At 62.7% G+C, this 21523-nt stretch carries 24 protein-coding genes; 10 read left to right on the plus strand and 14 right to left on the minus strand.

Annotation, left to right across the window (positions count from 1 at the left end; all coding sequences use genetic code 11):
• Positions 1–11 precede the first annotated feature (11 nt).
• Complete coding sequence (locus FJ964_RS14570; protein WP_140551020.1) at positions 12–755, minus strand: DsbA family protein; 744 nt, start codon at positions 753–755, stop codon at positions 12–14.
• A gap of 142 nt (positions 756–897) precedes the next feature.
• The gene (locus FJ964_RS14575; RefSeq protein ID WP_140551021.1) at positions 898–1398 is read right to left on the minus strand and encodes a DUF721 domain-containing protein; all 501 of its coding nucleotides are present in this window, start codon (positions 1396–1398) and stop codon (positions 898–900) included.
• A 56-nt stretch (positions 1399–1454) separates the two neighbouring features.
• On the opposite strand from FJ964_RS14575, the gene mutY reads away from it, so the two are divergent.
• Together mutY and FJ964_RS14585 are read left to right on the plus strand one after the other, a co-directional pair.
• Positions 1455–2624: an A/G-specific adenine glycosylase gene (gene mutY, locus FJ964_RS14580; RefSeq protein ID WP_140551022.1), complete on the plus strand. Its 1170-nt coding sequence runs from the start codon at positions 1455–1457 to the stop codon at positions 2622–2624.
• Positions 2625–2635: 11 nt separating this feature from the next.
• Positions 2636–3247, plus strand: a complete 612-nt coding sequence (locus tag FJ964_RS14585; protein WP_140551023.1) for an HAD family phosphatase — start codon at positions 2636–2638, stop codon at positions 3245–3247.
• Positions 3248–3313: 66 nt separating this feature from the next.
• On the opposite strand, the gene FJ964_RS14590 is transcribed toward FJ964_RS14585, so the two are convergent.
• Positions 3314–4447, minus strand: a complete 1134-nt coding sequence (locus tag FJ964_RS14590; RefSeq protein ID WP_140551024.1) for a site-specific DNA-methyltransferase — start codon at positions 4445–4447, stop codon at positions 3314–3316.
• Positions 4448–4612: 165 nt separating this feature from the next.
• On the opposite strand from FJ964_RS14590, the gene FJ964_RS14595 reads away from it, so the two are divergent.
• The gene (locus tag FJ964_RS14595; RefSeq protein WP_140551025.1) at positions 4613–5302 is read left to right on the plus strand and encodes an HAD family phosphatase; all 690 of its coding nucleotides are present in this window, start codon (positions 4613–4615) and stop codon (positions 5300–5302) included.
• A 37-nt stretch (positions 5303–5339) separates the two neighbouring features.
• On the opposite strand, the gene FJ964_RS14600 is transcribed toward FJ964_RS14595, so the two are convergent.
• Positions 5340–6065 (minus strand): hypothetical protein, encoded by a 726-nt coding sequence (locus tag FJ964_RS14600; protein ID WP_140551026.1) that lies wholly within the window; start codon positions 6063–6065, stop codon positions 5340–5342.
• Between the two features lie 130 nt (positions 6066–6195).
• Here FJ964_RS14600 and thrC point away from each other — a divergent pair, with 130 nt between their 5' ends.
• From thrC to FJ964_RS14620, 4 genes are read left to right on the plus strand one after another with little or no spacing between them, the layout of a single operon-like run.
• Positions 6196–7593, plus strand: a complete 1398-nt coding sequence (thrC, locus tag FJ964_RS14605; RefSeq protein WP_140551027.1) for a threonine synthase — start codon at positions 6196–6198, stop codon at positions 7591–7593.
• Between the two features lie 14 nt (positions 7594–7607).
• Positions 7608–8900 (plus strand): pitrilysin family protein, encoded by a 1293-nt coding sequence (locus FJ964_RS14610; RefSeq protein WP_140551028.1) that lies wholly within the window; start codon positions 7608–7610, stop codon positions 8898–8900.
• 15 nt (positions 8901–8915) lie between these two features.
• Entirely contained in the window at positions 8916–9512 is a 597-nt protein-coding gene (locus tag FJ964_RS14615) for a GNAT family protein (RefSeq protein ID WP_140520802.1), read from the plus strand.
• 3 nt (positions 9513–9515) lie between these two features.
• Positions 9516–12404, plus strand: a complete 2889-nt coding sequence (locus tag FJ964_RS14620; RefSeq protein WP_140551029.1) for an EAL domain-containing protein — start codon at positions 9516–9518, stop codon at positions 12402–12404.
• A 22-nt stretch (positions 12405–12426) separates the two neighbouring features.
• Here the strand turns inward: FJ964_RS14620 and FJ964_RS14625 are convergent, their stop codons facing one another.
• On the minus strand, positions 12427–13035 hold the full coding sequence (locus tag FJ964_RS14625; protein ID WP_140494949.1) for a YqgE/AlgH family protein: 609 nt from the start codon (positions 13033–13035) through the stop codon (positions 12427–12429).
• A gap of 169 nt (positions 13036–13204) precedes the next feature.
• Here FJ964_RS14625 and FJ964_RS14630 point away from each other — a divergent pair, with 169 nt between their 5' ends.
• The 3 genes from FJ964_RS14630 (at position 13205) to FJ964_RS14640 (ending at position 15149) form a co-directional block, all read left to right on the plus strand.
• Positions 13205–14011: a protein-disulfide reductase DsbD domain-containing protein gene (locus FJ964_RS14630; RefSeq protein ID WP_140551030.1), complete on the plus strand. Its 807-nt coding sequence runs from the start codon at positions 13205–13207 to the stop codon at positions 14009–14011.
• Positions 14012–14096: 85 nt separating this feature from the next.
• The gene (locus FJ964_RS14635; protein ID WP_140551031.1) at positions 14097–14579 is read left to right on the plus strand and encodes a peroxiredoxin; all 483 of its coding nucleotides are present in this window, start codon (positions 14097–14099) and stop codon (positions 14577–14579) included.
• A gap of 93 nt (positions 14580–14672) precedes the next feature.
• Positions 14673–15149, plus strand: coding sequence for a DUF2938 domain-containing protein (locus FJ964_RS14640; protein ID WP_140551032.1), 477 nt, complete (start codon positions 14673–14675; stop codon positions 15147–15149).
• A 4-nt stretch (positions 15150–15153) separates the two neighbouring features.
• Here FJ964_RS14640 and FJ964_RS14645 read toward each other — a convergent pair whose 3' ends face one another.
• The 9 genes from FJ964_RS14645 to FJ964_RS14695 all read right to left on the minus strand — a co-directional run bounded on the left by FJ964_RS14645 (position 15154) and on the right by FJ964_RS14695 (position 21520).
• On the minus strand, positions 15154–15465 hold the full coding sequence (locus FJ964_RS14645; RefSeq protein ID WP_140551033.1) for a type II toxin-antitoxin system RelE/ParE family toxin: 312 nt from the start codon (positions 15463–15465) through the stop codon (positions 15154–15156).
• Positions 15455–15736, minus strand: a complete 282-nt coding sequence (locus FJ964_RS14650; RefSeq protein WP_140551034.1) for a type II toxin-antitoxin system ParD family antitoxin — start codon at positions 15734–15736, stop codon at positions 15455–15457. The genes FJ964_RS14645 and FJ964_RS14650 overlap by 11 nt, the downstream gene beginning before the upstream one ends.
• A 256-nt stretch (positions 15737–15992) precedes the next feature.
• Positions 15993–16526 (minus strand): ribonuclease HI, encoded by a 534-nt coding sequence (rnhA, locus tag FJ964_RS14660; protein ID WP_140551035.1) that lies wholly within the window; start codon positions 16524–16526, stop codon positions 15993–15995.
• A complete protein-coding gene (locus tag FJ964_RS14665; RefSeq protein ID WP_140551036.1) occupies positions 16523–17485 on the minus strand; it encodes a homoserine kinase in 963 nt (320 codons plus the stop codon). The genes rnhA and FJ964_RS14665 overlap by 4 nt, the downstream gene beginning before the upstream one ends.
• A gap of 5 nt (positions 17486–17490) precedes the next feature.
• Complete coding sequence (ispH, locus tag FJ964_RS14670) at positions 17491–18501, minus strand: 4-hydroxy-3-methylbut-2-enyl diphosphate reductase (protein WP_140551037.1); 1011 nt, start codon at positions 18499–18501, stop codon at positions 17491–17493.
• Between the two features lie 87 nt (positions 18502–18588).
• A complete protein-coding gene (locus tag FJ964_RS14675) occupies positions 18589–19344 on the minus strand; it encodes an SURF1 family protein (RefSeq protein WP_181172476.1) in 756 nt (251 codons plus the stop codon).
• Positions 19341–19745: a DUF983 domain-containing protein gene (locus FJ964_RS14680; RefSeq protein ID WP_140551038.1), complete on the minus strand. Its 405-nt coding sequence runs from the start codon at positions 19743–19745 to the stop codon at positions 19341–19343. Before FJ964_RS14680 ends, FJ964_RS14675 begins: the two co-directional genes overlap by 4 nt.
• A gap of 262 nt (positions 19746–20007) precedes the next feature.
• Complete coding sequence (locus FJ964_RS14690) at positions 20008–20886, minus strand: cytochrome c oxidase subunit 3 (protein WP_140551039.1); 879 nt, start codon at positions 20884–20886, stop codon at positions 20008–20010.
• 1 nt (position 20887) lies between these two features.
• Positions 20888–21520, minus strand: a complete 633-nt coding sequence (locus tag FJ964_RS14695) for a cytochrome c oxidase assembly protein (RefSeq protein ID WP_140551040.1) — start codon at positions 21518–21520, stop codon at positions 20888–20890.
• Between the last annotated feature and the right edge of the window lie 3 nt (positions 21521–21523).

The raw sequence follows: 21523 nt of genomic DNA on the forward strand, positions 1-21523 counted from the left end.
TTGCCAGGACGTCAGAGCTGAGGGTCGATGATGGCCGACATTTCCTCAATCGACATCGCCCCTTTGTAGGTCTTTCCGTTGATGAAGAAGGTCGGCGTCGAGTCGACCTTGAATTCGTCGGCGCCGCGCTTCTGGACCGCCCTCACATCGTCCAGAAGTTTCTGGTCCGTCAAGCAGGCTTCGAAGGACTCCTGTGTAAAACCGGCGAGCTTGGAGATTTGCAGCAGCGCATCCTTGGTGTTGGACACACCCACCCAGTTCGCTTGCTGCCTGAACAGGACATCCACCATCGGGAAGTAGTTGTCCTTGGCGCATCGCGCCAGCATGAAACCGGCCTCGGCGCTCGGATCGAACGGGAATTCGCGCAGAATGTAGCGTGCCTTGCCGGTATCGATGTATTTCTTCTTCAATTCCGGGAAGGTGGTTTCGGCGAAATGCGCGCAATGCGGGCAGGTCATCGAGGCGTATTCGACGATCGTGACCTTGGCGTCGTCCTTGCCGAGTTGCTTGTCGGGCAATGCGCCGGGCTTAAGCAGTTCGGCCATGTCGACCGTGCCTTGAGCCTCCGGCGCCTTGACGGCGGCCGGCGTGGCCGCTGTCGCAGGCGCGGCGGGAGCGGCAGGCTTCACATCGGCCGCCTTGGCTTCCTCACCAGAGTCGCTGCATGCCGCGAGCATGGCCACCGCCGGAATGGCGGCCAGCGAAGACAGCAGGTTTCTGCGGGACAAGCTTTTGCCGAACGGAGGACGGTTCATACGAATCACCTGACAAGGGTTGGATTTTGCAACGCAAAGGCACGAAAAGGCGAGAGTTGGCGCGAATTAAGGCATCGCCGTCCCCAATCCAATCGTGAAACTTGAAGCTTATAATCACGAAATCGCGAGATTGGCGACGGTGCTATGACTTTCTTTGTCCCAGAATAGTGGCGCCGAGCCGCTCCAGCGAGGCACGCAGGCCATCGTCTTCTATCTTGCCGACGATGTGCGACAGTCTTGATTTTTCCGCTTCATTGAGAGGCCTGGCTGGCGGTTTCGGCCGCGCCTTTTCACTTAGAACCGGCTTCTGCACGATCCTGATACGGCCTATGGCCGTGAAGCCGAGAAAAGCGTTGACGCGATTGATGATCTCGCCGGCCTCGTGCTGCAGATGGAGCGCCGCCATGCCTTCGCAGGCGATCACCAGCACGGCAGGTTCGAACGGATCGTCTTCGTGCAGCCGCCGCGGCCACTGGATCTTTTCAGGGCGCGAATGGCCGGCCAGGCGCGAACCGGCAATCTCTTCCCACGACTGGACCAGGCTGACCGAAATGCCCGCTCGCTTGCGCAGCACCGGATCGAGGATCGCGGTCGCGAGATCGCTCACCGGAACGGGATTGCCGAAGGGCTTTTTCCCTGCCATGTGCGTTCTCCAGCCACCCACCTCCACTCTTCCCGGCCGAGGCCGACACGAGATCAATGGCACCGCACGAGCAGACCCGCAAGGCCATATCAGAGGACAGCAGCAGAGCTGCGTCCAGTGACAGCAGGAAAGCTGCGTCCAGTGACAGCGGCAGCGCTGCGTCTACCGCGTCCCGCCTGCTCGCATGGTACGACATGCATCACCGCGAGTTGCCGTGGCGCGTGACCCCGCGCGACCATGCCCGTGGCGTGCGGCCCGATCCTTACCGGATCTGGCTGTCGGAAGTCATGCTGCAGCAGACCACGGTTGAAGCCGTGAAGGCCTATTTTCGCGCCTTTGTCGAGAAATGGCCTGACGTCGCGGTGCTGGCGGCGGCGCCTGTCGAGGACGTGATGAAGGCCTGGGCAGGGCTCGGTTACTACTCCCGTGCCCGCAATCTCAAGACCTGCGCCGATCTGGTGGCCGGGCGCGGCGGCCGGTTTCCGGATACGGAAGCCGGCTTGCAGGAATTGCCCGGCATCGGCGCCTATACGTCGGCAGCGATCGCGGCGATCGCTTTCGACCGGCCGGCTGCCGTCGTCGATGGCAATGTCGAGCGCGTCGTGACCCGCCTGTTCTCCATTGCCACGCCGCTGAGCGAAGCCAAGGCCGACATCCGCGCCCGTGTCGAGCGCATGGTTCCTGCCATGAGGCCCGGCGATTTCGCGCAGGCGATGATGGATCTGGGCGCCACGATCTGCACCCCGCGCCGGCCGCGCTGCATGCTTTGCCCGCTGCGCGAGGAATGCAGCGCGGTCGTTTCAGGCGATCCCGAAAAATACCCGGTGCGCCTGCCCAAGGCTGGCAAACCGCTACGGCGCGGCGCTGCTTTCGTCGCCGTGCGAAACGACGGCGCCATTCTTTTGCGCAAACGGGCCGACAAGGGGCTGCTCGGCGGCATGACCGAGGTGCCGACGACCGGCTGGACGGCACGGCTGGACGGCGCAACCACAGTGGCCGCCGCACCCTTTCCCGGCGACTGGCGGCAAGCCGGCCGGATCGCGCATGTCTTCACCCATTTTGCGCTTGAGCTCGAAGTGTTCCTTGCCCGAAGCAACGGTGAGACTCCAGCCGGCCATTTCTGGTCGCTGCCAGCGGACATTTCGGGCGAAGCGCTGCCCACTGTCATGAAAAAGGCAATCGAGGCTGCAATACCCGGCGCGACGAAAAGGCAACGCCCGCATTGAACGAGGACCGCATGACTGAAATCCGTCACATCGTTTTCGACATCGGCAAAGTGCTGATCCACTACGATCCCAACATCCCGTTCAGCCGGCTTATTCCCGATGAGACAGAACGGAAATGGTTCTTCGACAATGTCTGCACGCATGACTGGAACATCGAGCAGGACCGCGGCCGGACATGGGAAGAGGCGGAAACGCTGCTGATTGCCGACTACCCGGATCATGCGGAAAACATCCGCAATTTTCGCCGTCATTGGCACGACATGGTGCCGCATGCCTATGATGACAGCGTCGCCATCATGGTCGGCCTGATCGACAGCGGGCACGATGTCACCATGCTGACCAACTTCGCCGCCGATACGCTGGCCGAAGCACGCCAACGCTTCGACTTTCTCAATCGTCCCCGCGGTGTCACCATTTCGGGCGAGATCGGCAAGATCAAGCCGGATCGCGACATTTACGACCATCACGTCGCCGCGTTCGAACTCGAGCCGTCCGCGACGCTGTTCATCGACGACAGCCAGAAGAATGTCGACGGCGCCAAGGCGGCCGGCTGGCAAGCGGTGCTGTTCACCGATGCCAAGACGCTTAAGGCAGATCTTGAGCGGCTCGGAATCAAGGCGTGATTTGAATCGCTTCCAGCGCTTCGTTGAGACTTTGAATCAACGCCAAGGCGCGGCATCGGACAAGGGTCAGCCCCCTGCCCTTTCCATGCCGAGCCGGGCGATACGGCGCAGTTCGTCGATCGGAGTCAGGCCGCCGCTGCGTTCATAGTGCCAGAAGGTCCAGCCGTTGCAGGCATCCAGGCCCTGAACTTCGGCGCCGATCTTGTGGATCGAGCCGGCACTGTCGCCGATCGCCACCGTGCCGTCGGCACGCACCTTGGCCGCCCAGCGCTTCTTGGCATCGTAGAGCGTGGCGCCGGGCGTCACCAGCCCGGTGTCGATCAGGCTGACGAAAGCCACGCGCGGCTCGGCGCGCTTGCCGGTCAGCACGGTCAGGTCCGCGCCGTCGAGCGGCCGCACCGCGTCGATGCGCTCATTGGCGGCGTCGATATAGGCCTGCTCGCGCTCTATGCCGACAAAATGCCTGCCAAGGCGCTTGGCCACCGCGCCTGTCGTGCCGGAGCCGAAGAAAGGATCGAGCACGACGTCTCCCGGCTTGGTCGAGGCCATCATGATACGGGCGAGCAATGCTTCCGGCTTCTGCGTCGGATGCAGCTTGTCGCCATTGTCGTTTTTCAGCCGCTCCGCGCCGGTGCAGATCGGGAACAGCCAGTCGGAACGCATCTGTATGTCGTCGTTCGACGCCTTCAACGCTTCGTAGTTGAAGGTATAGCCCTTGCCTTTCTGGTCGCGAGAGGCCCAGATCATCGTCTCATGCGCGTTCTGGAAGCGGCGGCCGCGAAAATTCGGCATCGGGTTGGTCTTGCGCCAGACGACGTCGTTGAGGATCCAGAAGCCGAGGTCCTGCATCTTGGCCCCCACCCGGAAGATGTTGTGATAGGAACCGATGACCCAGATGGTGCCGTTGGGCTTCAGCACCCGGCGCGCCGCCAGCAGCCAGGCGCGCGTGAAGGCATCGTAGGCCTCGAAGCTCTCGAACCGGTCCCAGTCGTCGTCGACCGCGTCGACCTTGGACTGGTCGGGTCGGTGCAGGTCGCCGTCGAGCTGAAGATTGTAGGGCGGATCGGCGAAGATGACGTCGATGGATTTCTCGGGCAGCCGGTCGAGCGCCGCGACGCAGTCGCCCTTCAGGATCGTGTCCAGCCATTCGGATTGCTGGGGAGCATGGGAAAGCTCGTCGACAAGACGCACGGCTGACATTTTTACACCCAAGGCACGCGTTACTGTTTACTCCCGGTTATGGTTACCGATCAGCGTAAATATTCGGTGAAGGGCAACGATCGGGCGCCGCCGGTTTGCACCGATGTGCCCGTTGGTGTATGCCGCGCCGCCTGAAGCCTGTCCGCCCTCATTGCCCGGATCACCATGCCCCAGCCAGACCTTGTCATCTTCGATTGCGACGGCGTGCTCGTCGATTCCGAAATCATCGCCGCGCGGGTCGAGGCCGAGCTCCTGACCTTGTCCGGATACGAGATCTCGGCCGAGGAGATCGCCGAGACCTATGCGGGGCTGACGTTCAAGGACATCCTGATGCGGGTCGAGGAGAAGTCCGACATCCCGTTCCAGGTATCGCTGATCGATCGCGCCGAGGAACTGGTCGACCGGAAACTGCGCAGCGACGTTCGTGCCATCGAGGGCGTGCGCGAAGCGGTCGCCTCGGTGACGGCGCAACGTTGCATCTGCTCCAACTCACGCTCGGAGCGGATAGAATTCATGCTGGAGAAGGTGCATCTGCTGCCATTCTTCGCCGGGCGCATCTTCTCCGCAATGGAGACGCCGACCGGAAAAACCAAACCGGCTCCGGACGTGTTCCTGTTGGCCGCCGAAAAGCTCGACGCCCATCCGGCAAACACTTTCGTCATCGAGGATTCCGTGCACGGCGTCACCGGCGCAAGGTCGGCGGGAATGCGTGTCATCGGCTTCACCGGCGCCGCCCATAGCTATCCCGGCCATGCCGATGCGCTGACGGAGGCGGGCGCCGAGACGGTGATCCGCCGCTGGGCGGAGCTGGGCGGCACGCTGGCCGCTTTATCCGAGTGGTCGGCGGACGCGTGAGCGTCCGCTTGGCTTCAAGAGCACCGCTGCCGCGGACTTAGTTGGTCGCGGCGGCTTTCTTCCTGCCCTTCTTCGGTTTGTCGGTCGCAGCCTTCGGCGCATTTTCGTCATAGCCGGCATAGGCCTGATAATCCTGCGCTGTCGGCGCCGGCACGACGATGTTGGAATCGGTGAAGACGAACTGGGTGGCGACCGAGGGATCGGTAACCTGGACCTGATATTGGTGGATCTGCGAATAAAGCACCTCGGTGCCATGCATCACGGCGGTGCGGATCGGCATGGTGATGGTTCCGGGCGTGAATTTCGGCCCCGGCACGATCTTGCCGGCGACCGCGATCTTCATCGTCAGCTGTCCGTCGGCGCGGCTGCAATCCCGCGTCACGTCGCTGATCGAGGCCTGATAAATGATCCTCGCCGAATCGTCCGGCGGAGTAGCAGCGGCAGCGTCGGCCTCCGCCTGGGCCGCGGCATCCTGCGCGGCGTCGCCGGTCTTCTTGAGCTTGGGCCTGGGCTTCCGGGCTTCGTTGGCGTAGGTGTTGAAGAATGCCGTGCCGTCGCGAAGCGTCACCCTCGGGCAATAGGCGTTCAACTGGCTGGCCAGAATCTTGGGGTCCTGCGGCGGCGGTGGCGCGGTCGGGTCCTTCTTGCCGAAACCCAGGTTCAGAATACCGTTGTCGCCTGATTGGCAGCCGGCGGCGGCAAGCATAAAGCCGGTGAGCGCAAGACCCGCGAAAAAGCGACCGTTGAATGTATGAAACGCCATGAAACTGCACTTCCCTCTCGCAAAGCCGGTGACGTATATCAACCGCGCGGCAAAAATGCGACTGAGCCAGCGTAGAAATTAACCACCTTGCGGTGGGTGGAAAACCCAAGGCAGTAACGGAATTGTGACGATGCAATATGTGAGTACCCGCGGCGAGGCGCCCGCGCTTGGGTTTTGCGATGCCGTGCTGACAGGCCTGGCACGCGACGGAGGGCTCTATGTGCCGCGCCAGTGGCCGCAATTCTCGATGGCCGAGATCCGCGCCATGCGCGGCCTTGCTTATCCCGACCTGGCCATCCGCGTGCTGTCGCCGTTCCTTGGCGACGAAATCGCGGCGCCCGTGTTCGAGCGCCTGGTGCGCGAGGCCTATGCCACCTTCCGCCACGAGGCCGTCTGCCCGCTGGTCCAGACCGGCCCCAACACTTTTGTCCTCGAACTCTTCCATGGACCTACGCTGGCTTTCAAGGACGTGGCGATGCAGCTGCTTGCCCGGCTGATGGACCATGTGCTCGCCGAACGCAGCCAGCATGCCACCATCGTCGGCGCCACATCGGGCGACACCGGCGGAGCAGCGATAGACGCCTTCGCCGGACGCAGCCGCACCGACATCTTCATTCTTTTCCCGCATGGCCGCGTCTCGCCGGTGCAGCAACGGCAGATGACGACATCGAAGGCTGAAAACGTGCATGCGCTGGCGATCGAAGGCAATTTCGACGATTGCCAGGGCCTACTCAAGGACATGTTCAACGACCACGGCTTCCGCGACCGGGTCTCGCTTTCGGGGGTGAATTCGATCAACTGGGCCCGCATCATGGCCCAGATCGTCTATTATTTCTCCTCGGCGCTGTCGCTCGGCGGGCCCGACCGCCCGATCTCCTTCACCGTGCCGACCGGCAATTTCGGCGATATCTTCGCCGGCTACGCCGCCAAGAAAATGGGGCTGCCGATCGAGCGGCTGGTCATCGCCACCAACGACAACGACATACTGGCACGCACTTTCGCGACCGGCGAATACCGCACCAAGGGCGTGTTCGCGACCACCTCGCCGTCCATGGACATCCAGGTGTCGTCGAATTTCGAGCGCCTTCTGTTCGAGGCGTCGGGCCGCGACCCGGCGACCGTGCGGCGCTACATGGCCGGGCTCAAACAATCCGGCGCCTTCACCATAGAAGCCGCGGAAATCGCAGGGATGCGGGCCGAATTCGATGCCGGCCGCGCCGATATGGACGAGGTCGCCGCCACGATCCGCTCGACGCTCGCGGCCAGCAACTACCTGCTTGATCCGCATACCGCGGCCGCCGTGCATGTCGCGGCCGGCAAGGCTTCGAATGCCGCGCCGATGGTGGTGCTGGGCACTGCGCACCCAGCAAAATTCCCGGCCGCCGTCGAGGCCGCCAGCGGCGTGTCGCCCGCACTGCCCGCATGGCTAGGTGGGTTGATGACATCGGAGGAAAAATACACGGTACTTCCATCCGACCTGAAAATGGTGGAAGATTACGTCAGCCGCCGTGCGCGAGCGGCGCGTTAAGGAGTACGAACCATATGGGTGTTGAGGTAAGCCGTCTGTCGAACGGCCTGACAGTCGCCACCGAAACCCTTCCAAGCATCGAATCGGTTGCCCTGGGTGCCTGGGTCAAGTCGGGTGCCCGCAATGAGCGTGACGAAGAGCATGGCATGGCCCATCTGCTCGAGCACATGGCGTTCAAGGGCACAAAGCGGCGAACAGCCTTCGAGATCGCCTCGGAAATCGAGGACGTCGGCGGCGAGATCAACGCCGCCACCAGCGTCGAGACCACATCCTACTATGCCAGGGTGCTTTCCGACGACGTGCCGCTGGCCGTCGACATTCTTGCCGACATCCTGCAGGAATCGGAATTCGACCCGCAGGAGCTCGAACGCGAGCAGCACGTCATCCTGCAGGAAATCGGCGCCGCGCACGACACGCCCGATGACATCGTGTTCGACCGGTTCACCGAGACTGCCTTTCGCCACCAGACCATCGGCCGTTCGATTCTGGGCACGCCGGAAACCGTCAAATCCTTCACCTCGAAGCAATTGCACGATTTCATCGAGCGCCAATACGGCGCCGAGCGCATGGTGATCGTGGCCGCCGGCGACATCAAGCACGACAATTTCGTGCGCGAAGTGGAAAAGCAGCTCGGCGGCTTCCGCACCAAGGCCGACAACACGATCCCGCAATATGCGCAATATGTCGGCGGCGATTTCCGCGAGGACCGCGACCTGATGGATGCGCAGATCGTGCTGGGATTCGAGGGCCGTGCCTACCATGTGCGCGATTTCTACGCCTCGCAGGTGCTGTCGATGATCCTCGGCGGCGGCATGTCGTCGAGGCTGTTCCAGGAAGTCCGCGAAAAGCGTGGCCTGTGCTATTCGGTCTATGCCTTCCACTGGGGCTTTTCCGATACCGGCATATTCGGCGTCCATGCAGCGACCGGGCAGAGCGACATCGCCGAACTGGTGCCTGTCATCATCGAGGAATTGCAAAAGGCCGGCGAGAACATCCTGCAGGAAGAGCTCGACCGGGCACGCGCGCAATACCGCGCCGGTCTGATCATGTCGGCCGAAAGCCCGGCCAGCCGCGCCTCGCAGATCGCGCGACAGCTGCTCTTGTTCGGCCGGCCGATCGCCAAGGAGGAACTGATGGAGCGGCTCTCGGCGCTGACGGTCGATCGTTTGACCGACCTGTCGTCACGGCTGTTCTCGACCAAACCGACGCTTACCGCTGTCGGGCCCGTGGGTACGCTGGCGCCATACGAAGCGATCCTCGATTCGCTTCCGGGCACGCACACCACGGCCCGCAAGCTCGCCGTCTAAGCCTGCACAAGCGCCGTGTTCGCGCTCCCTTTCTTTCGCCGCGACCTGCCGGCACTGAAGGGCGACCGCGTGACGCTGCGCGTGCCGTTCACCAATGACTACCGGGAGTGGTCGGCGGTGCGCGGCGAAAGCCGGGCCTTCCTCGAACCATGGGAGCCGCGCTGGGCGCCGGACGAGCTTGACCGGGCGGCATGGCGGCTGCGCATCAGCCGCTACCGCGAGGACTATGCGCAAGGAACGGCGATCGCCTTCTTCATCTTCGAGAAGTCGAGCGGCAGGTTGGCGGGCGGAATTACGCTTGGCAACATACGCCACGGGGTCTCGCAAAGCGGGCATGTCGGCTACTGGATCGGCGAGCGTTTCGGCGGTCGCGGCCTGATGACCGACGCCGTCAAGGTCGTGACCCGCTTCGCCTTCGATACGCTGAGGTTGCACCGGATCGAAGCGGCCTGTATTCCCGACAATATCAGGTCGATCCGTGTGCTTGAAAAAGCCGGATTCCGGCGCGAAGGACTTCTGCGATCCTACCTCAGGATCAATGGCATCTGGCAGGACCACTACCTCTACGCCCGGATCGCGGACGATCCGCCAGGCGCTGGAACGAAGGACTGATTTTTGACGAAATTCCTGCGCAACGGGCCACTGTTCGCCTTTGTCCTCGCGACGATCCTGACGCTGTGCGCTGCGTCCTCGGCCTTTGCCGTCGAACCGATCAAGATTGCCCGCGACGATGTCGCGCTCGATCTGTCCGGCGCCGTGGAAATCTACCGCAACCAGGGCGAAAACTTCCAGGTTTCGACCGCACCCGGACCCGACGGCATCGTGCGGCGTATCGAGGTCGAGGCCAATGACGCCCGCTCAACCGGCGACTGGGCCGTGTTCGCGCTTGCCAACACCACCGACCAGCAGCTCGATCGGCTGATCGTGGCGCCGCATTTCCGATTGGTCAATTCCGGCATCTTCTGGCCGGATCTCGGCTCGACCCGCATCGCCGCCATCACGCCCAGCGAAGGCTTCGCTCTCGACCGCCAGAGCAGCCCCGACGCCGATGTCTTCCGGGTGACGCTGAACCCGGGAACGGTGATCACCTTCATCGCCGAACTCGCCTCACCCAAGCTGCCGCAGGTCTATCTCTGGGATCCGGAATCCTACAAGGACTCGGTCAATTCCTACACGCTGTTCCGCGGCATCGTCATCGGCATCGCCGGCCTTCTAGCACTGTTCCTGACCATCCTGTTCGTCGTCAAGGGAACCTCCATGTTCCCCGCGACCGCGGCACTCGCCTGGGCCGTGCTTGCCTATATCTGCGTCGATTTCGGCTTTCTCAACAAAATCATCGAGATATCGCCCGGCAACGAGCAGATGTGGCGGGCGGGAACGGAGGTGGCGCTGGCGGCTACCTTCGTGGTGTTCCTGTTCGCCTATCTCAATCTCAACCGATGGCACGGCCATTTCAGCTATGGGGCGCTGGTCTGGATCCTCGGCCTGCTCTTGATCGCTGGCGTCGCCATCGTCGACCCGGCGGTCGCGGCGGGCATCGCCAGACTGTCCTTCGCCGCTACCGCGCTGACCGGGCTCGGCCTGATCATCTTCCTCGGCATACGCGGTTATGATCGCGCGATCATGCTTGTGCCCAGTTGGGTGATGGTGCTGTTGTGGCTATGCGGATCGTGGATGGCGATAACCGGCATGCTCGACAACGACATCGCCCAGCCGGCGCTTGGCGGCGGTCTGATCCTTATCATCCTGCTGATCGGCTTCACCGTCATGCAGCATGCCTTTGCCGGCGGCGCGCTGCACCAGGGACTGTTTTCCGACCTCGAGCGGCAGGCGCTGGCGGTGGCCGGCTCGGGCGACACGGTGTGGGACTGGGACGTGCTGCGCGACCGCGTCGTCACCAAGCCCGACGTCAGCATCCAACTCGGCCTCGCCCCCAACAGTCTGGGGGGTGCTGCCCGCAACTGGCTGCCGGTGCTGCATGCCGATGACCGCGACACGTTCCGCACCACGCTCGACGTGGTGCTCGAGCATCGGCGCGGCAAGGTGGCGCAGAACTTCCGGCTGCGCGGCGCCGACGGCCACTATCACTGGTTTGCTCTGCGCGCGCGCCCTGTGATCGGATCGGACGGCGAGGTCATCCGCTGCGTCGGCACCATGGTCGACGTCACCGAGCAGAAGAAATCCGAGGAGAGGCTGCTGCACGACGCGGTGCACGACAACCTCACCGGCCTGCCCAATCGCGAATTGTTCATGAACCGGCTCGAGGCGATCATCTCGATCGCACGGACCGAAGAGAAAGTGCGTCCGACCGTCTTCGTCATCGATATCGACCGCTTCAAGCAGGTCAATGACGGGCTCGGCATCTCGGCCGGCGATACCATCCTGCTCACCATCGCGCGCCGCCTGCACCGGCTGTTGAAGCCAAAGGACTCGCTGTCACGCTTCGCCGGCGACCAGTTCGCCCTGATGCTGCTTTCCGAACAGGACCCGGCCCGCATCGCCGCGGTGGCGGACGCCATCAAGCATGCCATCAACGCTCCGATCACCTTTGCCAAGCGCGAGATCGTGCTGACCGCCTCGATCGGGCTGATCACCTGGACCTCGGCGCAGACCTCGGCCGAGGACATGGTCAAAGACGCCGAGCTTGCCATGCACCAGGCCAAGCGCTTCGGCGGCGACCGGATCGAACCGTTCCGTCCGGCCTTCCGCGCCGTCGGCACCGACCGGCTGCAGTTCGAATCCGACCTGCGCCGCGCCATCGAACGGCGCGAATTCACGCTTGCCTACCAGCCGATCGTGCGGCTGGAAGACGGCAGCGTCGCCGGCTTCGAGGCGTTGCTGCGCTGGGACCATCCGCGCCGCGGCATGATCCCGCCTGCCGATTTCATCCCGGTCGCCGAAAGCTGCGGGCTGATCGTGCAGCTTGGGCTGTTCGCCATGCAGCAGGCCGCCGAGGATCTGGCGGCATGGCAGAAGCAGATCGGCGACGCGCCGCTGTCGGTGTCGGTCAACCTCTCCAGCCGCCAGCTCATCCGCCGCGACCTGGTCAGCGATGTTCGCTCCGTTATTGCTCGGGCCAATCTGAAGCCGCGCTGCTTCCGGCTCGAGCTCACGGAATCGCTGGTCATGGACAATCCCGAGCAGACCGCCCATGTTCTGAACAAGCTGAAGCAGCTCGGCATCGGCCTGTCGCTCGACGATTTCGGCACCGGCTATTCGTCGCTCGCCTATCTGACGCGCTTTCCCTTCGACACGATCAAGATCGACAAGAGCTTCGTCGACGACAACACGCCCAAACGCGCCGTGCTGCTCAAATCCATGGTCAGCATGGCGCATGAGCTGGGCCTGTCGGTGGTCGCCGAAGGTATTTCGGACGAGCGCGACGCGCTGGAGCTTCGCCAGATGGGCTGCGAATATGTGCAGAGCTTCATGTTCGGTGCCCCGATGCCCGGTGATCAGGTGCTGAAGACGCTGAAGGAACAGTATCCGCTGACGCAGGCGTAATTGGCTTTCACGCCGCTGGAGCTCAGGCGTGGCCGGCCGCTACGCTCAAATGGGCGAGGTCGATGCCGATCGAGGCAAGAATCCGGTCATATTTGCGCTCGATGTCGGTATCGAACAAAAGCTCCGGAGTAGCCGGACAGGTCAGCCAGCCGTTTTCGGCTATCTCGGTTTCCAACTGGCCGGCGCCCCAGCCCGAATAACCCAGCGCCATCAGCGCGTGACGGGGTCCGCGGCCCGACGATATGGCGCGCAATATGTCGACGGTCGCGGTCAGACAGACATCGTCGGAAACGGTCAGCGAAGACTCCACCCGGTAATCGCCCGTATGCAGCACGAAGCCGCGGCTGCGGTCGACGGGCCCGCCATTGCGAACGACGAAATCACGGGTACGGGCGGGCAACCGGATCGCCTCGTGCTCGTTCATGATGCCGAGTTGCACCAAAAGGTCCGGAAACAGCATCTGCTGCGTCTGGTTGATGATCAGGCCCATCGCGCCCTCATCGCTGTGGGCGCAGATGTAGATGACCGAGCGCGTGAAACGGTCGTCCTTCATGCCGGGCATGGCAATGAGGAACTGATCGTCGAGAAAGCCGCTGCCGGCGGCCGTCTTCTTGTGGCGCAACAAGTCCATGATCAGAGCGTAACGCGTTTCCCGGGCGCCGAAAAGATGTACCGCGCCGGTTTTCGACCAAGCCCATGCCGCCGGCCGATCATTACCTGCGGCAAAGGTCACGCAAATATGATACCGGCAAGACCATGAAATCATTGCACGGCCATGAACGGACGATCAAATCACCACCATGCAAAGCTTGAAAATCCTGTTGCTCGGCGCCGCTGTCGGATCGGCAATCACACTCCCAGCCGCCGCCTCCTCGTCCGCCTGGTACAACAGCGAAGGCGGCAAGGTACGGCTGGTGACGAGCGGCAAGCCCGACGATGCCGGCCGCATCCGGGGCGTTCTCGACATAGCGCTCAAGCCTGGCTGGAAGACTTATTGGCGCGACCCGGGCGACGCGGGCGTGCCGCCGCAACTCGATATCTCGGCCAGCACCAACATTTCCGATGCCAGCCTTTCCTTCCCGGCGCCGAAGCGTCATGACGACGGCTACGGCAAATGGGCGGGCTACGACTATCCGGTCTCGCTGCCGGTGACGTTCACGCTGTCGGCCGCGAAGGATCCGTCCGTCATCGACGCCGACATTTTCCTCGGCATTTGCGAGACGATCTGCATCCCTGTGCAGACGCGGCTGACCGTCGACCCCGGCTCCGACCCGGATAATGCCGAGGACGCGGAGCTGGTCAAGGCGAGCTTCGCCGCCTTGCCCGCGCCGGCAAGATCCGACTTCGGCATCAACGTGCTGCCGGGCGACCATGAAACGCTGGTTGTGGAGGCGAGCTTTCCCGGCGATCCGGAAGCGGCGGACTTCTTCGTCGCAGGAGACCGCGACTACATGTTCGGTTCGCCGGCCCGCAGCCAGAAGGACGGCAAGCTGATCTTCACCGTGCCGATCCTCGACCGGCCCTCGACGACACCCACGGATGGCGGACTACACTATACGCTGACGAGTTCGGCAGGCGCGGTCGAAGGGCTTCTGCCTTTCCCTTGATCCAGCCCTCCGCGATGGTTGCGGGAAACCGCATAGTTCGCTACCCAAGGCCACGTCCTTCCCCATTCTCGCAAACGAGGAACCCATGTCCATTTTCGCTGGCGACAGACTGCCCGATACGACGTTCAAGACGATGACCGCCGACGGTCCCAAGCCGATCACGACGGCCGAGATTTTTGCAGGAAAGAAGGTCGTGCTGTTTGCTGTGCCAGGCGCCTTCACGCCGACCTGCAGCAACAATCATTTGCCCGGCTATCTGGAGAACCGCGACGCCATCCTGGTGCGCGGCGTCGATACGATAGCCGTCGTTTCGGTCAACGACGTCCATGTCATGGGGGCCTGGGCGCGCTTCACCGGCGGTGAAGGCAAGATCCTGTTCCTCGCCGACGGCAATGGCGACTTCGCCAAGGCGATCGGCCTCGACGCCGACTTCTCCGGCGGCGGCATGGGTCTTCGGTCGAAGCGGTTTTCGATGATCGTCGATGACGGCAAGGTCACCGCCCTCAATGTCGAGACCAAGCCCGGCGTCGATGAATCCGGCGCGGCACATATTCTGGGACAGCTGTAAGCTTCAGCGGCCGTTAGGCGGGGCCGCGGCGCCAGGCCTCGCCGACAAGCGACCGCGCCCCGGAACTGCCTGACTTTTGGGGGGATTCCAACGATGTTTGACATCTTCTGGCGCGCCGTCGCGATTGGCATCGGCGCCACGCTGCTGATGGATATCTGGGCCCTGTTCCTGCACAAGGCGTTCGGCCAGCCGCGGCCGAACTGGGGACCGGTCGGGCGCTGGGTATGGCACCTCCGCGACAAGGTTTTCCACGACGATATCGGCGAGGCTGCGCCGTACGCGCATGAGCAGGTGCTGGGCTGGGCTTTCCATTACTTCGTCGGCATCGTCTACGGCATCATCCTTGTCGTCGTGGCCGGAGCGAGCTGGCTTGTCGCGCCGACCTTCCTGCCTGCTTTCATCCTCGGCATCGTCACCGTCGGCGCCGGCTGGTTCCTGCTGGCGCCCGGCATGGGCGCGGGCTGGGCAGCATCGAAGCGGCCCAACCCGATGAAGGTACGGGCGCTCAACCTGGTGTCACATACCGTGTTCGCCCTCGGGCTTTGGGGCACCGCACTGTTGATCCGGTGAATGGCTAGAACAAGCGGTTCAAATCTCGCCGTCCATCCACAACCCGGACGATTTCAACTTGCTCAACAGGGCCATCGTCGGTGTCCGGAATTGTTTCGTAGAGCAGTAAAAACGGCGTCTCCACCAGCATTCGTGCGGACGACCTAATGTCCGGTCGTCTAATTCTCATGCGCGGCTGGTCTGCCAGTTGCATGGCTCGCGCCTCCAGCCGATCATAATAACGATCGGCTGCCCGTATGTTTTCGCTGCCGATCATCATGTAGATGTCGATGAGGTCCGCTCTAGCTGCGGGTGACCAGACTAGCCTAACGGCCATTCGGCGAGACGTCCGTCAGCTTTCGCCGAGCTTCCTTTCGCAGCTCGTCGAAATCCACAGGCTCGGGTCTTCCGCTTGCCTTGCCTTCATCCCACAGCTGCCTCAGCCGGTGGATATCGTCATGCCGCAGTTCGCGTTTGGCCAGCCAATCTCGCACTGCTTCCCGCACAATCTCGCTTGCAGTGGCATACTCGCCCGCTTCCACCGCCTCTCGCATGACGGCTGCCTGCTGCGGCGTCACCGCAATGCTCATTTTTTCCACATTCGCCATGCCGGTTCCTTCATTGCTCTTTGGTAGGAAATATTACTCCCATCCCGGAGCAACTGCAACGTTATGGGCTCTATGCGCACGCCCGCTGGCGTTGGTTAAAGCAGCCAGTATTGCAATCACTCTCGCGCGTCCAACATCGGGCAGGCCCCATCCCGGTACCGGAATCTTGGCGTCCACCTGAACCTGGGGATGCGTCACATGGTGCAGGACCGGCATGATAGAGATCCCAGCCTGGGGATGGCGCCGCCCCGGAATTTCAATAGCTTTGGGTCGAACGCCGCGCCTTTGCCACCGCCGGCTGCTTGGACTGCGCGACCGGCTTGGGTGGGGTAGAAACAAGCGTGACCGGGCCCTTCTTGAATGGCGCCATGCCCTCACGAGCAAGCTCGTCCGCGCGTTCGTTCTCGATATGGCCGGCATGGCCCTTGACCCAGATCCAGGTAACCTTGTGACGCCGGTTGGCCTCATCGAGCGCCTGCCAGAGCTCGCCGTTCTTGACCGGCTTCTTGTCGGCGGTCTTCCAGCCGTTCTTCTTCCAGCCATGGATCCACTTTGAAATGCCGTCCATGACATATTTGCTGTCGGTGTGAAGATCGACCGTGCAAGGTTCCCTGAGCGCGTTCAGCGCCGAGATGGCGGCAAGCAATTCCATGCGGTTGTTGGTCGTCTCGGCCTCGCCACCCGATAGTTCCTTGGTGGCGCCATTGAAGCGCAGGATCGCGCCCCAGCCGCCCGGGCCGGGATTGCCCGAACAGGCACCATCGGTGAAGATCTCAACGTGTTTGCTCATGCCAGTCCATATTCCGAAGCAGATTTGATCGTCCGATGAAACCGCATTCTCCTGATGTATTCGGTTGGATCGCGTTTCATCACCAGCCCGCCATCGGGAACGGTCAGCCAGTCATACAGCCGGGTCAGCATGAAACGCAGCGCCGAGCCCCGTGCCAGCATCGGAAGTGCTGCCTTTTCCTGATCACTCAGAGGCCGCACACCCTGGTAGCCGGCAAGCAACGCCTTGCCCTTGGTGAGATTGAAGGAAAAATCCTTCTCGAAGCACCAGGCGTTCAGGCAGGTGGCGACGTCATAGGCGTAGAGGTCGTTGCAAGCGAAATAAAAATCAATCAGGCCGGAGAGCTTCTCGCCGAGAAAGAACACGTTGTCCGGGAAAAGATCGGCATGGATGATGCCTTCCGGGAGACCCTTCGGCCAATTCCGCTCGAAATCGGCGAAGTCGGCATCAACTTCGGCCGCAAGGCCCGGCTCGACTTCATCGGCACGGTCGCGAGCTGCCGACCAGAGCTTGCGCCAGCCGTCGATGGCGAGCGCATTGGGGCGGGTCATCGGAAAATCGGCTCCGGCCAGGTGCAGGGCGGCCAGCGCCTTGCCGACCTCGGCGCAGTGGATCGCTGTCGGTCGCCGAAGCGAGAGACCCTCGAGGAAAGTGATGATGACGGCTGGCCGGCCCGCCAGCGTGCCGATGACGCTGCCGTCATGCGCGGTTACCGGCAGCGGGCAGGACACGCCCTTTTTGGCGAGATGGCCCATTAACCCCAGGAAAAACGGCAGATCCGCCTTCTCCACCCGTCTTTCATAGAGCGTCAGGATGTAGGAGCCGCTGGAGGTGTGCAGCAAAAAATTCGAATTCTCGGTGCCCTCCGCGATGCCCTTGTAAGACAGGAGATCGCCGACCGGATAGTGCTTCAGGAATGCGCCGAGTTCGCCTTCCGCAACGTCGGTGTAGACCGCCATGTGCCTTACGGCGCCCCGTTGACGAAAGCCATGTCGGCCGCCGTCAGTTCGACATCGCGCAGTACCCGCATGACGGGAAAATCCTCCGTTTCAGTGGCCGTGATGGCCAGGTCGATCGTGACATCGAAGCGCTGGCGGAACGCATCGATGATCTCGTCGACGATGATCTCCGGCGCCGACGCCCCCGCCGACAAACCGAGCGTCGAGATGTCGCCGATGTCGTCCCACGGAATCTCGGCGGCACGCTGCACCAGAAGCGACATCGCAGCCCCCGCACGCTCGGCCACTTCGACAAGACGCCGCGAATTGGACGAATTGGGCGCGCCGACGATCAGGTAGAGATCGGCGCCCGCGGCAGTGTCCTTGACCGCTTCCTGGCGGTTCGTGGTGGCATAACAGATCGATTCCGCCGCCGGCGCCTGCAGTTCGGGAAAGCGGTCCTGCAGCGCCCGGATGATGCCGGCCGTGTCTTCGACCGAAAGCGTGGTCTGGGTGACGAAGCCGAGCGCCTTCGGGTCCGCCGGCGCAAGCCTCGCGGCATCGGCTTCGGTCTCGATCAGCGTTACCGCGCCTTCCGGCAATTGTCCCATGGTGCCGATCACCTCGGGATGTCCGGCATGGCCGATCAGGAGCACGTGGCGGCCGAGCCGCTGGTGGCGCATCGCCTGCTTGTGGACCTTCGAGACCAATGGGCAGGTGGCGTCTAGATAGAACAAATTGCGCGCCTGGGCATCCGCCGGTACCGACTTCGGCACGCCATGCGCAGAAAAGACGACGGGCGACTGCCGATGTTCTGCCGGAATCTCGGAAAGTTCCTCGATAAACACGGCGCCAAGGCTTTGCAGCCCTTCAACGACATAGCGGTTGTGCACGATCTCGTGGCGGACATACACCGGCGCGCCATATTTCTTCAGCGCCAGCACGACGATCTGGATAGCACGGTCGACGCCGGCGCAAAAACCGCGCGGCTGGCAGAGGCGGATCGTCAGAGGAAGCTTTGTGGTGGTCTGAAGCATGAATCCGGGCCGTTTGATCAGAGCCGAAATGAGGTGCCTACCCCCGTCCTGTCAAGGGCGATGGCCCTTCAAGCAGGTCGGTCGCGCTCATTCCTCTTTCGCTGGCCTGCGAAGCCGCAGGATGAGAACGGCGGCAAGCGCGGCGGCAAGCCCATACCAGGTCACGGCATATTGCAGATGGCTGTTCGGCAGGTCGATTATGGTGACACCGCCGATGGGCAAACCGCCCGGATTGGGCGTCTTGTCGGCGTCGATGAAGATTGGCACCAGCTTGGCGCTCGCCGGCAGGCCGGCGCTCGCCGCCATTGCGTCGCGGTCCTTCCAGTAGAAGATGTTCTTCGGAACATCATTGTCGGGAAGCATCATCGACGGCTTCTCCGGCAGCGGATTGCGAGCGAGGCCGGTGACCGTCACCTTGCCCGCGACCTGTCCCTTGGCGCGCTTGGCGGCATCCTTCAGATCGTATGGCACGAAACCGCGATTGATCAGAACGAAGCGGCCATCGTCGAGGGCCAGCGGCGTGTAGACGTTGAAGCCGGCTTCGCCTTCCCATGTCGCGTAGAAATGCCGCTCGCCCGAATGCAGGAACGTGCCGGTCACCGTCACCGGCGTGTAGTCGACGTCCCCGGTCGAGGCGAATTGTTTCTCCACCTCGGCCAGCGGGAGCGGCGGCGAGTGGGTGCGCTGGTCGATGGTCTGGAGAAGACCCTCCTTCCAGTGCAGGCGCTGGACCTGCCAGGTGCCGAGCGCCAGCAGGATCAGGAGCAGGACGAGGCCAATGCCGAGCAGCAATACCGATCCTGGCCGCGAACGACCGCCGTCTTTGGCGGACATGTCGGTCATTCGCCGCGATCCAGCCGGCCCTCGGCCGCCTTGTTGCGGTACTGCAGCGTGAGCAGCACCCCCTTGATCAGCCGGAGCGCCGTCAGGCACAGCACCAGCGCCAGCGGGATCCAGACCAGCAGATGCAGCCAGAGCGGCGGGCTCAGCGTCACTTCGACCCAGAGCGCCAGGCCGACGATGAGGAAGCCGATGATCAGGATGACGAAAACCGCGGGCCCGTCGCCGGCATCGGCATAGGAATAATCGAGACCGCAACTGGTGCAGCGTTTGCCTACCGTGAGAAAGCCGGAAAACAGCCGCCCCTCGCCGCAGCGTGGGCAGCGTCCATGCAGGCCCGCCGAAATCGGGTCGATCGGAGGCCAGATCGCCCTATCTTCACTCCTCGAAGCGTCGTCGCTCATCGCTTACCGCTCAATCCCGATGGGTCTCCCATCGACCACCACTGCGCAGGCTTCGTCCATGCCGGAGTCCCTAACGGCAATGCCGCCGTCGGTCCAGCCGACCAATTGAAGCAGCCGCCGAATCCGTTCGGCTGGCCGTGATCATGATCATGCTGCCGGCGTCGACGCTGTGCGCCCTCGCAACCGCCCGGATTGTATTCCACCGAAAAGAAGAAGGCGACCACGTCGCCGCAGCCGCCCCTTCAAACTCATCAGACCGGCATCAGTGGGCTTCGATCACCGCGCCGACCGACCCCCAGACGTAGATCGAGGCGAACAGGAACAGCCAGACCACGTCGACGAAATGCCAGTACCATGCGGCAGCCTCGAAACCGAAATGCTGCTTGGGCGTGAAATCGCCCTTCATGGCCCGGATCAGGCAAACCAGCAGAAAGATGGTGCCGATGATGACATGGAAACCGTGGAAGCCGGTCGCCATGAAGAAGGTGGCGCCGTAGATGGAATCCTTGAAGGCGAACGGAGCGTGCATGTACTCGTAGGCCTGCACCATGGTGAACAGCATGCCGAGGCCGACGGTCAGCACCAGGCCGTTGATCAGCCCCTTGCGATCGCCGTGGATTAGGGAGTGGTGCGCCCAGGTGACCGTGGTGCCCGACAGCAGCAGGATCACGGTGTTGTAGAGCGGCAGATGGAAAGGATCGAGAACCTCCATGCCCTTCGGCGGCCAGACGCCACCGGTGAACGCGGTGCGGGCATATTGGTGGGCTTCGCCCGGAAACAGGCTGGCGTCGAAATAGGCCCAGAACCAGGCGACGAAGAACATCACCTCGGAGGCGATGAACATGATCATGCCGTAGCGCAGATGCAACGACACGACCCGCGTGTGATGGCCCTCATGCGCTTCCTTGATGGTGTCCGACCACCAGGCGAACATGGTGTAGAGGACGATCGCGAGGCCGATGAAGAACAGCCACGGATTGGCGATGTTGAAGCCGAAGATCGGGAATGAGCCGCCCTTCAGGTATTCCATGAGGCAAACGCCGCCAAAGGCGGTGACGAGAGCCCCTATCGATCCCAGGAAAGGCCACGGGCTCGGGTCGACGAGATGATAGTCGTGATGTTTTGCGTGCGCGTCTGCCATATCAACCCCCGAGATTTCCTTCGGTATTTGAAATTGTCTTGCTGTTGCCCCGGACCGGCTCCGACGATGCGACCGGCTTGTTCTTCTCGACCGGAAACATCGTGTAGGACAGGGTGATCGTCTTCACGTCCTTCAGTTCCGGCACGTTGACGATATCGGGGTCCACGTAGAACAGGACCGGCATGTCAAGCGTTTCGCCAGGCTTCAGCGTCGTGTCGGTGAAGCAGAAGCATTCGACCTTGTTGAAGTAGGGCCCCGCCAGTTCAGGCTGGACATTGAAGGTGGCACGGCCTGTGATGGGGCGATCGAACTTGTTGGTCGCCTGATAGTGCGCCTGCACCGTTTCGCCGATCTTCATGGTCATCGAGCGCTGGACCGGCTGGAAATCCCACGGCACGCCGGCGATATTGGCATCGAAGCGGACGGTGATCTCGCGATCGAGCACGCGGCCGGCATATTGCTTCTCGACGCGTTGCGTCGTGCCGCCATAGCCTGTCGCCTGGCAGAACATCTTGTAGAGCGGCACCGCGGCATAGGCCATGCCGATCATGCCGGTGAAGAAGGCAAGGCAGACGGCCGCCACAAGGCGGTTGCTGTTGTTCCTGGCCGGTTTGGCGCTCGTGTCGACACCCATCTC

Source organism: Mesorhizobium sp. B2-3-2, from assembly GCF_006442295.1.
Taxonomy (GTDB): domain Bacteria; phylum Pseudomonadota; class Alphaproteobacteria; order Rhizobiales; family Rhizobiaceae; genus Mesorhizobium.